This is a genomic window from Plantibacter sp. VKM Ac-2880, from assembly GCF_015351235.1.
Lineage (GTDB): Bacteria > Actinomycetota > Actinomycetes > Actinomycetales > Microbacteriaceae > Plantibacter.
The window spans coordinates 1,981,831-1,994,339 of record NZ_JADKSJ010000001.1 but is presented as its reverse complement, the minus strand read 5'-3'; the positions used below and the strand labels follow the sequence as shown (position 1 = coordinate 1,994,339).

The following is a 12,509-nucleotide window of genomic DNA, read 5'->3' as shown; positions in this document are numbered from 1 at the left end:
TGTCACCAACGGCCGAGCAGCACGTTCACCGCTGCGATCGCCGCCGGCCCTGCCGTCGAGGTGCGCAGCACGCCGGAGCCGATCCGCACCGCGACCGCCCCGGCGTCGACGAGACGCTCGTGCTCGGCGGGCGAGATCCCGCCCTCGGGGCCGACGACGAGCACCACCTCGTCGGCGTCGAAGGTCGACGGGTCGAGGTCCGTCAGGCTGAGCGCGGCCGTGGGTTCCAGGACGAGTACGGTCCGTCCGCCGGCATGGGCGGTGAGGCCGCGCGTGTCGACGACCTCGGCCACCTCGGGCACCCGGGAGCGGATCGACTGCTTGGCCGCCTCGCGCACGATGAGCTGCCAGCGCGCACGGCCCTTGCTCGCCTTGTCGCCCTGCCAGCGGGAGATGCTGCGCTCAGCACCCCACGGGATGATCCGGTCGACTCCGAGTTCGGTCGCCGCCTGGATCGCGAGTTCGTCGCGATCTCCTTTGGCCAGCGCCTGCACGAGCACGAGCGCCGGACGGTTCTCAGGATGCACGACCACCGACTCGACGCGCATCTCCAGCTCGCCCGGTTCGCTCCGGACGACCGTTCCGGTCGCGATCAATCCGCGTCCGTTGCCGATCGACGTCGTCTCCCCCACCCGCAACCGGCTGACCGACACGGCGTGCTTCGCCTCCGGCCCCCGGAGGGTGACCGAGTCGCCGACGCCGGTCGATTCGAGGTCCTCGCGGACGTACAGCGAACTCATCTCAACCGACGCCGTGGAAACGGTCGCGGATCTTCGCGAACAGCCCCTGCTGGAACTGCGCGAGCGCAGGAGGCCCCTGACGCCTGCCCGAGGCGAAACTCTTGATGAGTTCCCGCTCGCGGTGGTCGAGCTTGGTCGGGGTGACGACCTGGACGCCGATCTTGAGGTCCCCGCGGCTGTTCCCGCGAAGCCGGGTCACGCCGCGGTCCTTGACGGTGATGACCTCCGAGCTCTGGACGCCCGGACGCAGTTCGACCTCGACGTCTCCGTCGAGCGCGTGGACGGTGACGTGGCGCCCGAAGATGGCGTCCGTCATCGGGACCTCCAGCGTGCACAGCAGGTCGTCGCCGTCACGGCTGAAGACGTCGTGGTGCTTGACCTTCATCTCGAGATAGAGGTCGCCGTTCGGGCCTCCGGCAGGACCGACCTCGCCGCTCCCCGGCATCTGCAACCGCAAGCCGGTGTCGACCCCGGCCGGGATGTCGACCGACACAGTGCGGCGGGCGCGGAGGCGCCCCTGTCCCTGGCACGTGACGCACGGGGTCGCGATGATCGTCCCGTAGCCGCGGCAGGTGCCGCAGGGTGCCGAGGTCATGACGTTCCCGAGCAGCGAACGGACGGCGCGCTGGATGGAACCGGTGCCGTGGCAGATGTCGCAGGTGACCGGCGAGGTGCCCGGCTGGCAGCAGGAACCGTTGCAGGTGCCGCAGAGCACCGCGGTGTCGACCTCGAGGTCGCGGTGGGTGCCGAAGATGACCTCGTCGAGGTCGAGCTCGACCCGGAGCAGCGCGTCCTCGCCGCGCGAACGACGCGACTTCGGGCCGCGCTGCTGGCCGCCGCCGCCGAAGAAGGTGTCGAAGATGTCGCCGAAGCCGCTGAAGCCGGCGTCACCGCCACCGAAGCCGCCCGCCTGCGGACCCAGGTCGTACTGCTGGCGCTGTTTGGGATCGCTGAGCACGTCGTAGGCGTGCGTGACCTCCTTGAACCGCTCCGAGGCGTCCGAACCCGGGTTGACGTCCGGGTGCAGCTCGCGGGCGAGGCGGCGGTAGGCCTTCTTGATCTCTTCGGGCGTCGCCTCCTTGGCGACGCCGAGTGCTGCGTAGTGGTCGGGGTAGTCAGCCACTGAGGGCCTTTCGTTCGAGGTGCGGAAGGTGTTGGTGGACGCGACGAGGAGGCGTCACTCGGCGTCGAGGATGCGCGAGAGGTATCTGGCGACGGCACGGACCGCCGCCATGTTGCTCGCGTAGTCCATTCTGGTCGGGCCGAGGACGCCGAGACGGGCGATTTCGCCACCAGAGGAACGGTAGTTCCCCGCGACGACACTCGTCGTCTCAAGACCGAAGGAGGCGTTCTCCCGCCCGATGCTGGCGACGACCCCGTCGCGCTCCGACTCCATCTCGCCGAAGAGCCTGAGGAGGACCACCTGCTGCTCGATCGCGTCGAGCACCGGGTAGATGCTCCCCGGGAAGTCGTCCTCCGTGCGAGCGAGGTTCGCGGCGCCCGCCATCACGAGGCGGTCCTGTCGCTGGGCTGAGAGCTGCTCGCGCACGGCGTCGACGATCCGGACCGCCGCGGACCGGTCGAGTTCGGCGATCGTGTCGGGGACGTCGCCGAGGGCGTCATGGGCGTCGAGGAGGGGACGGCTTGCGACCGCCTCGTTGCAGGCCGAGCGGAGGCGCGCGATGAGGTCGTCGTCGACTGGCCGCTCCGTCTCGATGAGACGCTGCTCCACGCGGCCGTTGTCGAGGATGATGACGGCGAGCACCCGGTTCGGCGTGACGCTCACGAGCTCGAGGTGCCGGACGCGAGCACGGGAGAACATCGGGTACTGGACGAGCGCGACCTGGTTCGTGAGTTGCGACAGGAGCCTCACGGTGCGGTGGAGCACCTCGTCGAGGTCGCCGGATGCGCCGAGGAACGTCTCGATCGCCGTCCGTTGCGCGTTGTTCAGTGGACGCCGGTCGGCGAGGTGGTCGACGAACATGCGGTAGCCCTTGTCCGTCGGGACGCGCCCCGAGGACGTGTGGGGCGCGGCGATGAGCTCTTCGTCCTCGAGCTGCGCCATGTCGTTCCGGATGGTGGCCGCCGAGACGCCGAAGGAGTGACGATCGACGATCGTCTTCGACCCGACCGGCTCTCGCGACGCGACGTAGTCCTGGACGATGACCCGGAGAACCTCGAGACCGCGATCCGACACCATGGCGAACCCCTCTCCTCGTCTCCGCCGAACGCCGACCGTCAGCACTCGAACACCCTGACTGCCAATCATATCGCGGCGCACCGGAAGGCATCCCTTGCGCGCCGTGGCGGCCCAGGAATACCGTTGGCCACAGGCGTGGGTCCCGTTTCCGCGACACCTGGTGCGATACGCTCTGCTGGACCAATTGAATATCACTCTCCGTGAAAGGTGCGAAGATGTCCGATCCGAACGCTCAACCGCCCGTCGACCCTGCCAAGGGCGGGTCGGTTCCGCCTGCAGGAGACGGCGCGACGCCCCCGCCCGCAGCTCCTCACCAGCCGCCGGCAGGCTCCTACCCGCCGCCGCCCGCCGGTGGCTACGCGCCGCCGCCGCCCGGTGCCGGCTCCTACCCGCCGCCGCCCGCCGGCGCTCCGCAGTACCAGCAGCCCTACCCCGTCGCGCAGCCCATGAGCCCGTCGGACGAGAAGCTGTGGTCGACCCTCATCCACATCGGTGGGATCTTCTTCGGCTTCATCCCGCCGCTGATCGGCTATCTGGCGCTCAAGGACCGCGGGCCGTTCATCAAGGCCCACACGCTCACCGCGCTGAACTTCCAGTTGACCATGCTCATCGCCCTCGTGGTCGGGTCGATCCTCACGATCGTCCTGGTCGGCATCTTCGTCATCATCGCCGTGTACATCGTCGTGATCGTGTTCAGCATCATCGCCGCGATCAAGGCGAACAAGGGTGAGCTGTACAGCTACCCGCTCACGATCCAGTTCATCAAGGCCTGATCGTCCGAGCCCCTCACGACAGCCCCGTCCGGTCCGCCGGTCGGGGCTGTCGGCGTTCCGGCGGCCTGACGTCGCTCGACGGCCTGATGAACGGGACACGCCCGGACCGCGTCAGTCGCCGACGAGCCGTCGCACGACGGCATCGGCGAGGAGCCGCCCGCGTCGGGTGAGTTCCAAGCGGCCGAGGAGCGCCTGCCGTGCATCGACGAGCTCCTCCGCGATGAGCCCGGCGACGGCGGTGCGTGCCTCGGGCGCGAGGGTGCGGATCGGGATGCCGTCGCGCGTCCGGGTCAGCAACAGGATGCGCTCGAGTTCGCGGGTCTCGTCGTCGAGGGTCTCGCGGCCGGCGGCGGGTGACTCGCCTGCAGCCATGCGCTGCGCGTAGGCCGCAGGATGTTTGACGTTCCACCAGCGCACCCCGCCCACGTGACTGTGGGACCCGGGACCGACACCCCACCAGTCCTCACCCGTCCAATAGGACAGGTTGTGACGGGAGCGGTGATCGTCGGACGTCGCCCAGTTGCTGACCTCGTACCAGCCGTATCCGGCCGCGGTCAGGAGGTCGTCGGCGAGCTCGTACATGTCAGCCTGCAGATCCTCGTCGGGCGTTCCGACAACGCCGGAACGGATCTGGCGGGCGAGCTTCGTGCCGGGCTCGACGATGAGCGAATAGGCCGACACATGATCGGGGCCGCAGGCGATGGCCGTCTCGAGTGACACCCGCCAGTCGGCGAGCGTCTCCCCCGGCGTCCCGTAGATGAGGTCGAGGCTGACGCCGAGACCGGCGTCGCGCGCCCACTGCACGACGAGCGGCACCCGCGCCGGGTCGTGTGTTCGTTCGAGCGTGGCCAGGACGCTCGGCACCGCCGACTGCATGCCGAACGAGACGCGCGTGAAGCCGGCGTCCGCCAGCGTCTGCAGGTACGCGGCGTCCACGGAGTCCGGGTTCGCCTCCGTCGTCACCTCGGCGCCGGGTGCAAGGACGAAGGAGTCGGTCACGCCACGCAGCATGCGGACCAGATCGTCCGCCGGTAGCAGGGTCGGTGTGCCTCCCCCGAAGAAGACTGTGGAGACCTGGCGGTCGGGGACGCCCGACGCCTCCAGCACACCGCGGCCGAAGCGGATCTCGGCGACCGCCTCGTCGGCGTAGTCCGACTGTTTCGCGCCGCGCAGTTCCGTCGACGTGTAGGTGTTGAAGTCGCAGTACCCGCAGCGCACCCGGCAGAACGGCACGTGCAGGTACACCCCGAAGGCGCGCTGGTGGGCACCGACGACCGCCGTCTCCGGAAGCAGCCCGTCGGCCGGCGCCGGATCGGCGAGGGGAAGCGCGCTCGGCACGATCCGTCGCTCAGAGGCCGCGCGACGGCAGGAGTGCGCGCAGGTAGGCGTCGTTCATGGTCTTCCGACGGCGCTTCGAGCCGACCAGCTTCGCGGCACCCTTCGTCGGGCGGAAGAAGGAGCGCACCACGATCCAGACGGAGTCGTCCTCTCGCTGTTCGATCGTGAAGGACTGCTCACCGCTCTCGGGGTCGCCGTCCATCGTGCCGATGGCCAGGCTGACGTGCCCCGGCTCCTCCGTCACGGAGATGACGCGATGCGGGCCGACGAGCGGCTCTCCACCGACGGAGCCCGCGAACACGACCGTCGTACCCGGCGTGATGAACGGTGTGCCGTCCTCGGCGAACCGCTGCTCCTCGTGCGTCTCGATCGGCTCCAGCGGGGTGCCGTCCTCCGCGAAGGCGATGCCGCCGTACTGCACACCCGTCCCCGGGTGCACGTCGGTGATCTCGACACCGCTCGACCGGTGGAGTCCCCAGGTGAGCAGCGCGCTGGTCGCCAGAGCGAAGCGCTCCTCACCGCTGCCGAGTCGGAACTCGTCCTCCGAGGGGACGTAGCCCTCCGGCGGGTACTGCATGAGGTCGCTGCGCTGGGTCGCGCCGACCGCCGCGTAGTCGACGGCTTCGTCCTCGAACGAGCTGCGTCGCGCGGTCACTTCTTGTCCTTCGTCTCGACGTCCCCGGAGAGCGCCGCGATGAACGCCTCCTGGGGCACCTCGACCTTGCCGACCATCTTCATGCGCTTCTTGCCCTCCTTCTGCTTCTCGAGGAGCTTCCGCTTGCGGGTGATGTCACCGCCGTAGCACTTGGCCAGCACGTCCTTGCGCATCGCGCGGACGGACTCGCGGGCGATGATACGCGCACCGATGGCCGCCTGGATCGGGACCTCGAACTGCTGGCGAGGGATGAGCTTCTTCAGCCTCTCGGTCATGAGCACGCCGTAGGCGTAGGCCTTCTCGCGGTGCACGATGGCACTGAAGGCGTCGACCTGGTCGCCCTGGAGGAGGATGTCGACCTTCACGAGATCCGCAGCCTGCTGGCCCGAAGGCTCGTAGTCGAGCGAGGCGTACCCCTGCGTGCGGCTCTTCAGGTGGTCGAAGAAGTCGAAGACGATCTCGCCGAGCGGCATCGTGTATCGGAGTTCGACGCGGTCCTCGCCCAGGTACTCCATGCCGAGGAGCGCGCCACGGCGGCTCTGGCAGAGTTCCATGATGGTGCCGACGTAGTCCTTCGGCGCGAGGATGCCGACCTTCACCATGGGCTCGGAGACCTCGAGGATCTTGCCCGACGGGAACTCGCTCGGGTTCGTGACCGTGACGACCTGCTTGTCCTCGGTCTTCACCTCGTAGGTCACCGACGGGGCTGTCGCGATGAGGTCGAGGTCGAACTCGCGCTGGAGCCGCTCGGTGACGATCTCCAGGTGCAGCAGGCCGAGGAAGCCGACGCGGAAGCCGAAGCCGAGGGCGACCGAGGTCTCCGGCTCGTAGTTCAGTGAGGCGTCGGAGAGCTTCAACTTGTCGAGCGCGTCGCGCAGGATCGGGTAGTCGCTGCCGTCGATCGGGTACAGACCGGAGAACACCATCGGCTTCGGATCCGTGTAGCCGGGCAGGGCGTTCGTCGCCGGCTTGACCGCGGTGGTGACGGTGTCACCGACCTTCGACTGCCGGACGTCCTTCACGCCGGTGATGAGGTAGCCGACCTCGCCGACGCCCAGCCCCTTCGTGGGCGTCGGCTCCGGTGAGCTGACGCCGATCTCGAGGAGGTCGTGAACGGCGCGGGTCGACATCATCTGGATGCGCTCGCGCGGGCTCAGCTGGCCGTCGATCATCCGGACGTAGGTCACGACGCCGCGGTAGGTGTCGTAGACGGAGTCGAAGATCATCGCGCGCGTCGGTGCGTCCGGGTCGCCGGTGGGGTTCGGGATGCGGCCGACCACCCGGTCGAGGAGTTCTTCGACGCCCATGCCCGTCTTGCCGGAGACGCGCAACACGTCCTCCGGTCGGCCACCGATGAGGCTGGCGAGTTCCTTGGCGTACTTGTCGGGGTCGGCGGCCGGCAGGTCGATCTTGTTGAGCACCGGGATGATCTCGAGGTCGTTCTCGAGCGCCAGGTAGAGGTTCGCGAGCGTCTGCGCCTCGATGCCCTGCGCGGCGTCGACGAGGAGGATCGCGCCCTCGCACGCGGCGAGCGACCTGGAGACCTCGTAGGTGAAGTCGACGTGGCCGGGGGTGTCGATCATGTTGAGCGCGAAGGTCTCACCGTTCAACGACCACGGCATGCGGACGGCCTGGCTCTTGATCGTGATGCCGCGCTCGCGTTCGATGTCCATGCGGTCGAGGTACTGCGCCCGCATGTCGCGGTCCGACACCACACCCGTGATCTGCAGCATGCGGTCCGCCAGCGTCGACTTACCGTGGTCGATGTGGGCGATGATGCAGAAGTTCCGGATGAACGCCGGGTCGGTCGATGCCGGCTCGAGGGCCTTCACTGCTTGGGGGCTCACGCGTTCCTCGGGGTCAGGGGTGGAATCGGGCAACCCTCATTGTCCCACGGCGGGGAGCACCCGCGCTGCGGTACCCTGGATTGCCAGAACTCGGCCTGACTGGTAATGTTGCCTGTTGGCTTGCGTGTGAGTTGAGACCACACGAGAACTCGCTTGAAGACGCCCTCTTCCGTCCGACGGCACCGAACATCATTTCCTCGAACCGAAAGTTGACCCAACGTGGCAAACATCAAGTCGCAGATCAAGCGCATCGGCACCAACAAGAAGGCCAACGAGCGCAACAAGGCCGTCAAGAGCCAGCTGAAGACCGCCATCCGCGCCACGCGCGAGGCCGTCGTCGCCGGCGACAAGGCTCAGGCCGAGTCCGCTCTCAAGCTCGCCGCGAAGAAGCTCGACAAGGCCGTGAGCAAGGGCGTCATCCACCAGAACCAGGCAGCGAACCGCAAGTCGGCCATCGCCAAGCAGGTCAACGCGCTCTAAGCGACACCAGCTGCAAGGCCCCGGCGTTCTTCGGAACGTGCGGGGCCTTTCGCGTTCCTGGCCGCACCCATCGAACCGGCACCGGTCACTGGAGTCGGCCCGGTCGTTGGAATCGGCACCGGTCGCTGCAGCCGGCCCCGGTCCCTGCAGCCAGTGCCGGTCCCTGCAGCCAGTGCCGGTCCCTGAGCTTGTCGAAGGGCAGCCCGATCGACGACGGGTCGGGTCGACCGGTTACCGCGCTGCCGGATCGACGCCGCGCGCTGCGATGACGCCGACGAGGCGCTCGAGCGCGAACACCGGGTCGCGGGTCGCGCCCTTCACTCCGGCGTCGGTCTCGGCGAGCATCTGCACGACGCGGCCGATACCCGCGTCCGTCCACCCGGACAGGTCTCGGCGGGCTCGGTCGACCTGCCAGGGGGCCAGGCCGAACTGCTGTGCGATCTGGCCGGAGCCACCGCGGGCCGACGACACCTTGGCCATCGTGCGGATCTTCATCGCGAACGCGGCCACGATCGGAACGGGGTCCGCGCCGGAGTCGAGGGCCTGCCGGAGCGCGAGCAGGGCTTCACCGTGGCGCCCGCCGATAGCGGCGTCCGCCACGTCGAAGGCGCTCGTCTCCACGCGGCCGCCGTAGTACTTGTCCACCGTCTGCTCGGTGATCTCCGCCGACGCGTCGGCCATGAGTTGGCTGCACGCCGCGGCGAGCTCGGCGAGGTCGTCGGAGAACGCCCCGACGAGCGCGCGCAACGCCTGTGGGGTGATCCGCCTGCCAGCCGCTTTGAACTCCGCCGCGGCGAAGTCCGCTTTGTCGCTGTCGCGCTTGAGCTCGGTGCAGACGATCTCCACACCGCCTCCGGTACCGGAACGGATCGCGTCGAGCAGCTTCTTACCCCGCACGCCGCCGTTGTGCCGCAGCACGAGGTACGCGCCCTCCGGTGGTGCCTCGAGGTAGCGGATGGCCTCGGTGAGGAACTGGTCGGAGCACTTCTCGACCTGGCTGACGCGGACGAGCCGCGGCTCGCCGAACAAGGAGGGACTCGCGACCGTGAGGAGTTCCCCCGGCGCATAACTGTCGGCGGCGACGTCGTTCACCTCGAGGGAGGGGTCCTCTGAGACGAGGAAGTCACGCAAGCGGCGGATGGCGCGTTCGGCCAGGAACGACTCGGTGCCGGAGACGAGCACGATCGGGGCCGGCCGGATCTCCGACCAACCGAGCTGGGGGATCGCTGCGGAGGCCTTGGCGGCCGTCTTGGCCTTGCCGCGACCGGCAGAACGTGGTGCAGCCACAGCGGCTCCTCTCGACCGTCCGAGTCTACCGGCGGCCGCCGACGCCGGTCGGGTCGGCGGCCCCGGCACGTTCCGACCAGACCCGGAACGCTCCGGCCTCCCCCGGTCCGAGCAGGATCGTGCCCGACTCGTCCGTCCGCAGGATCTCTGCGCCCGTGCCCTCGTAGAGGTCCAAGGCGGAACGCGTCGGGTGCCCGTAGCCGTTGTCGGCACCGACCGACACGAGCGCCACCCCCGCTGCGATCGCCCGGGCGAGACGCTCGCTCTGATCGGCCGACCCGTGATGGGAGACCTTGACGACGTCGATCGGCTGTCCGAGGGTGTGTCGACCGAGGAGACGTTCCTGTGCCTCGGCACCGAGATCGCCCAGCAGCAGGACCGTGGCGGCCGAGAGGTCGAACCGGACCACCACACTCGCGTCGTTACCCGGCTCGATGCCACCGGCCACAGGGTCCGGCCACAGCACCCGCCACGGTGCGCCGGTCTGCGGATCGCCGAGGAGTCCCTGGTCGCCGGCCGCCGCCTGCCGGACGTCCGTGCCGGCGTCTCGCAGGGCCCGTCCGATGCGCTCGTCGGCGGGATCGCCCACCGGCCCGACGAGGGCGTGGTCGACCAGGCCGACGACGGCCTCGAGCCCGCCGACGTGGTCGAGGTCGTAGTGCGTGAGGACGAGCAGATCGATCCGTGTGACGCCCAGTCCGTCGAGGCAGGACCGGAGCGGCTCCGGGTCCGGTCCCACGTCGACCAGCGCGGTGGAACCACCCTGTCGGAGCAGCACGGCGTCGCCCTGTCCGACGTCGCAGGCCGCGACCATCCAGTCACCTGGGCGGTGCAAGGCGGTGCCGAGACCGACCCCCACCGTTCGACCGCACAACACGACCAGTGACACCACCACCACCATGACGACCGCCCTCCTCCATCGGGCCGGAAGCTCGCGCCCACGCAGGAGGAGGAGGGCGATGAGCAACGTCGGGATCGTGACGAGCACGACGCCCAGGGGTCCCTCCGGCCACGGGACGCGGGCGGCGGGGATCCCCGCGAACCACCGTGCGACCGCGGCGATCCAGCTCGCCGGTACCCACCCGAGCCAGGCGACCGACAGCGCGAGCGGCGTCGACACCGGAGCGAGGAGGCAGGCGAGGAGCCCGAGCAACGTGGCCGGTGCGGCCGCCGGACCGGCCAGTAGGTTGGCCGGGACACCGCCGAGTTGGATGCTCGGATCCAGCAGGACGAGCATCGGCTGGCAGGCGAGTTGCGCGGCTGCCGGGATCGCGATCAGGGCCGCGATCCGTCGCGGCAGCCAGCGGGCGAGGAGGTCCGTGAGTGGACCGCTGAGCAGCAGGAGCCCGCCGGTCGCGAGCACCGACAGGCCGAATCCGTACTGCCCTGCCAACCACGGATCGTTCACGAGCAGCACGATCACGGCGAGGGCCAGTGCGGCGAGGCCCCTGAGCGGTCGTCCGAAGCCGCCCATGAGCAGGACGAACGCGGCCATGAGCGCGGCCCGCTGCACGCTCGGCTGCGGCGTCACGAGGACCACGAACGCCGTGAGCGCGAGGAGCGCGCAGGTGATCCTGAGCGCCCGTCCTCCGCCGACCGCCGCGACCGCCGAGCTGATCAACCAGACGATGACGGCGCAGTTCGCGCCGGACACGGCTGTCAGATGGGACAGGGAACTCTGCTGCATCCAGCCGGTCACCTCGTCGCCGACCTTGCTGACGTCGCCGATGGCGAGACCGGGTAGGAGCTCACCACCCGGCCCGGGAAGCGAGCCGGCGAGCTCGATGAGCCCGGACCGGAGCGACGTCGACCAGCGGAGAGCAGCGGGGGTCTCCTCCAGCCGTGTCGGCGGTTCGCGCACGAACACCAACGCAGCGCGCGCATCGCCGGGAGCGTTCCATCGCAACGCTCCCCTGATCCGCCACCGCTCTCCGACCCGCGGAGACCGTTCCGCATCAGCCGGCGCGAACACCAGGACGGGTACTGAGAACCCCTGCAGCACCCGTCCGTGCGACACCGACACGAGGTCGGCGGCGAACCGGACTGACGACCCCGTGGTGGCAGTACCCGACGGGACCGCGTCAGCGGTCACCATGACCTCGGCGCTCACCTGGGCGGACCCGAGCGCCTGCAACGCCGTCGGCTTGCGGTCGGGCGCGTGCGCGGCGACGGAGGCGGCGACGAGGCCGAGCGTCGCCGCGCAACACGCTCCCAGCAGGAGCATCGTCGCCCTGTTCGGCCCCGCGCCGTCGGCATGAGCCGCGGCCTCGGCTCCACGCCGCTGGATCCACACGGCGCAGATGAGGCAGAGCGTCGCGGTCAGGAAGGCGACCAGTGCCGTGCCCCATGCCGCGCCGGGCATCCCACAGCAGATCGCGGCCCCGATCCACGTGACCACCGCGGGGACGAGCATCCGCGGCCACGGCGACGCGGCACCATTCCGCTCACCCACGGGTCAGTGACCGCGGGTGGCGTCAGACGGTGGCCGCAGCACGCAACCCCTCCAGCGTCTTCGTCCCGATGCCCTCCACCGCACTCAGATCGTCGAGTGTCGCGAACGGACCGTTGGCCTCGCGCCAGGCCACGATCCGCTCCGCCAGTGCTTCACCGATGCGCGGAAGCGCGGTCAGCTCAGAGGCCGAGGCGGAGTTCACATTGACGAGTTGCCCACCGGACGGGCTCGCAGCGCCCGCACCGTTCGCGGCTCCCCCGGCCGACGTCTCGCCGACAACGGGCACGTACAACTGTTCCCCGTCGTTCACGAACCGCGCGAGGTTGACCGCGGTCGTGTCGGCGTCCGGCAGGAGCCCACCGGCGGACGCCACGGCGTCGAAGGCACGAGAACCACCCGGAAGCCGATAGACGCCGGGAGCGGCGACGGCTCCGAGCACGTGGACGTAGAGTTCACCGGGGGTGGCCGTCGACGGAGCCGTGACGCCGGGCGAGGACGCGGGCGCCGAGCCGGTGTCGGCCGACAGCTCCGCGCCGCCGACGGTCCGGACCGCGCCACCCGAACTGAGCGTCGACACCACGATCGCGACGACGAGGGCCGCGATCACCAGGACGACGGCGGCTCCGGCTCGGAACTCGGGCCGTGGTCGTCGTCGGAGGCGTGCAAGCACCGATGAACGCACGGACGGCATCTGCGGGGATGCGGGAGCCTGATCGCTGGTCATCCTCGAACGCTAC

At 69.6% G+C, this 12,509-nt stretch carries 11 protein-coding genes; 2 read left to right on the top strand and 9 right to left on the bottom strand.

The window, feature by feature from the left end:
* Positions 1-2: 2 nt before the first annotated feature.
* The 3 genes from ITJ57_RS09605 to hrcA are packed head-to-tail and all read right to left on the bottom strand — an operon-like array spanning position 3 to position 2,940.
* On the bottom strand, positions 3-740 hold the full coding sequence (locus tag ITJ57_RS09605; RefSeq protein ID WP_194669814.1) for a 16S rRNA (uracil(1498)-N(3))-methyltransferase: 738 nt from the start codon (positions 738-740) through the stop codon (positions 3-5).
* Position 741: 1 nt separating this feature from the next.
* Entirely contained in the window at positions 742-1,863 is a 1,122-nt protein-coding gene (gene dnaJ / locus ITJ57_RS09600) for a molecular chaperone DnaJ (RefSeq protein ID WP_056006528.1), read from the bottom strand.
* A gap of 54 nt (positions 1,864-1,917) precedes the next feature.
* Positions 1,918-2,940, bottom strand: coding sequence for a heat-inducible transcriptional repressor HrcA (hrcA, locus tag ITJ57_RS09595; RefSeq protein WP_194669813.1), 1,023 nt, complete (start codon positions 2,938-2,940; stop codon positions 1,918-1,920).
* 215 nt (positions 2,941-3,155) lie between these two features.
* On the opposite strand from hrcA, the gene ITJ57_RS19365 reads away from it, so the two are divergent.
* Complete coding sequence (locus ITJ57_RS19365) at positions 3,156-3,713, top strand: DUF4870 domain-containing protein (protein ID WP_228506569.1); 558 nt, start codon at positions 3,156-3,158, stop codon at positions 3,711-3,713.
* Between the two features lie 111 nt (positions 3,714-3,824).
* On the opposite strand, the gene hemW is transcribed toward ITJ57_RS19365, so the two are convergent.
* The 3 genes from hemW to lepA are packed head-to-tail and all read right to left on the bottom strand — an operon-like array spanning position 3,825 to position 7,553.
* On the bottom strand, positions 3,825-5,051 hold the full coding sequence (gene hemW, locus ITJ57_RS09585) for a radical SAM family heme chaperone HemW (protein WP_194669812.1): 1,227 nt from the start codon (positions 5,049-5,051) through the stop codon (positions 3,825-3,827).
* A gap of 10 nt (positions 5,052-5,061) precedes the next feature.
* Complete coding sequence (locus ITJ57_RS09580) at positions 5,062-5,706, bottom strand: DUF1990 family protein (protein WP_285040358.1); 645 nt, start codon at positions 5,704-5,706, stop codon at positions 5,062-5,064.
* Positions 5,703-7,553, bottom strand: coding sequence for a translation elongation factor 4 (gene lepA / locus ITJ57_RS09575; RefSeq protein ID WP_194669811.1), 1,851 nt, complete (start codon positions 7,551-7,553; stop codon positions 5,703-5,705). Before lepA ends, ITJ57_RS09580 begins: the two co-directional genes overlap by 4 nt.
* A gap of 219 nt (positions 7,554-7,772) precedes the next feature.
* On the opposite strand from lepA, the gene rpsT reads away from it, so the two are divergent.
* The gene (gene rpsT / locus ITJ57_RS09570) at positions 7,773-8,033 is read left to right on the top strand and encodes a 30S ribosomal protein S20 (RefSeq protein WP_056006546.1); all 261 of its coding nucleotides are present in this window, start codon (positions 7,773-7,775) and stop codon (positions 8,031-8,033) included.
* Positions 8,034-8,264: 231 nt separating this feature from the next.
* Here rpsT and holA read toward each other — a convergent pair whose 3' ends face one another.
* From holA to ITJ57_RS09555, 3 genes are read right to left on the bottom strand one after another with little or no spacing between them, the layout of a single operon-like run.
* Positions 8,265-9,320, bottom strand: a complete 1,056-nt coding sequence (holA, locus tag ITJ57_RS09565; RefSeq protein WP_056006549.1) for a DNA polymerase III subunit delta — start codon at positions 9,318-9,320, stop codon at positions 8,265-8,267.
* Positions 9,321-9,345: 25 nt separating this feature from the next.
* Entirely contained in the window at positions 9,346-11,772 is a 2,427-nt protein-coding gene (locus ITJ57_RS09560; protein ID WP_194669810.1) for a ComEC/Rec2 family competence protein, read from the bottom strand.
* A gap of 22 nt (positions 11,773-11,794) precedes the next feature.
* Complete coding sequence (locus ITJ57_RS09555) at positions 11,795-12,496, bottom strand: helix-hairpin-helix domain-containing protein (RefSeq protein WP_228506565.1); 702 nt, start codon at positions 12,494-12,496, stop codon at positions 11,795-11,797.
* Between the last annotated feature and the right edge of the window lie 13 nt (positions 12,497-12,509).

Excerpts from the sequence above, each read along its gene's own strand:
- ITJ57_RS09605 (WP_194669814.1), bottom strand. The coding sequence starts at position 740 with ATGAGTTCGCTGTACGTCCGCGAGGACCTCGAATCGACCGGCGTCGGC.
- hrcA (WP_194669813.1), bottom strand. The coding sequence starts at position 2,940 with ATGGTGTCGGATCGCGGTCTCGAGGTTCTCCGGGTCATCGTCCAGGAC.
- ITJ57_RS19365 (WP_228506569.1), top strand. The coding sequence starts at position 3,156 with ATGTCCGATCCGAACGCTCAACCGCCCGTCGACCCTGCCAAGGGCGGG.
- ITJ57_RS09555 (WP_228506565.1), bottom strand. The coding sequence starts at position 12,496 with ATGACCAGCGATCAGGCTCCCGCATCCCCGCAGATGCCGTCCGTGCGT.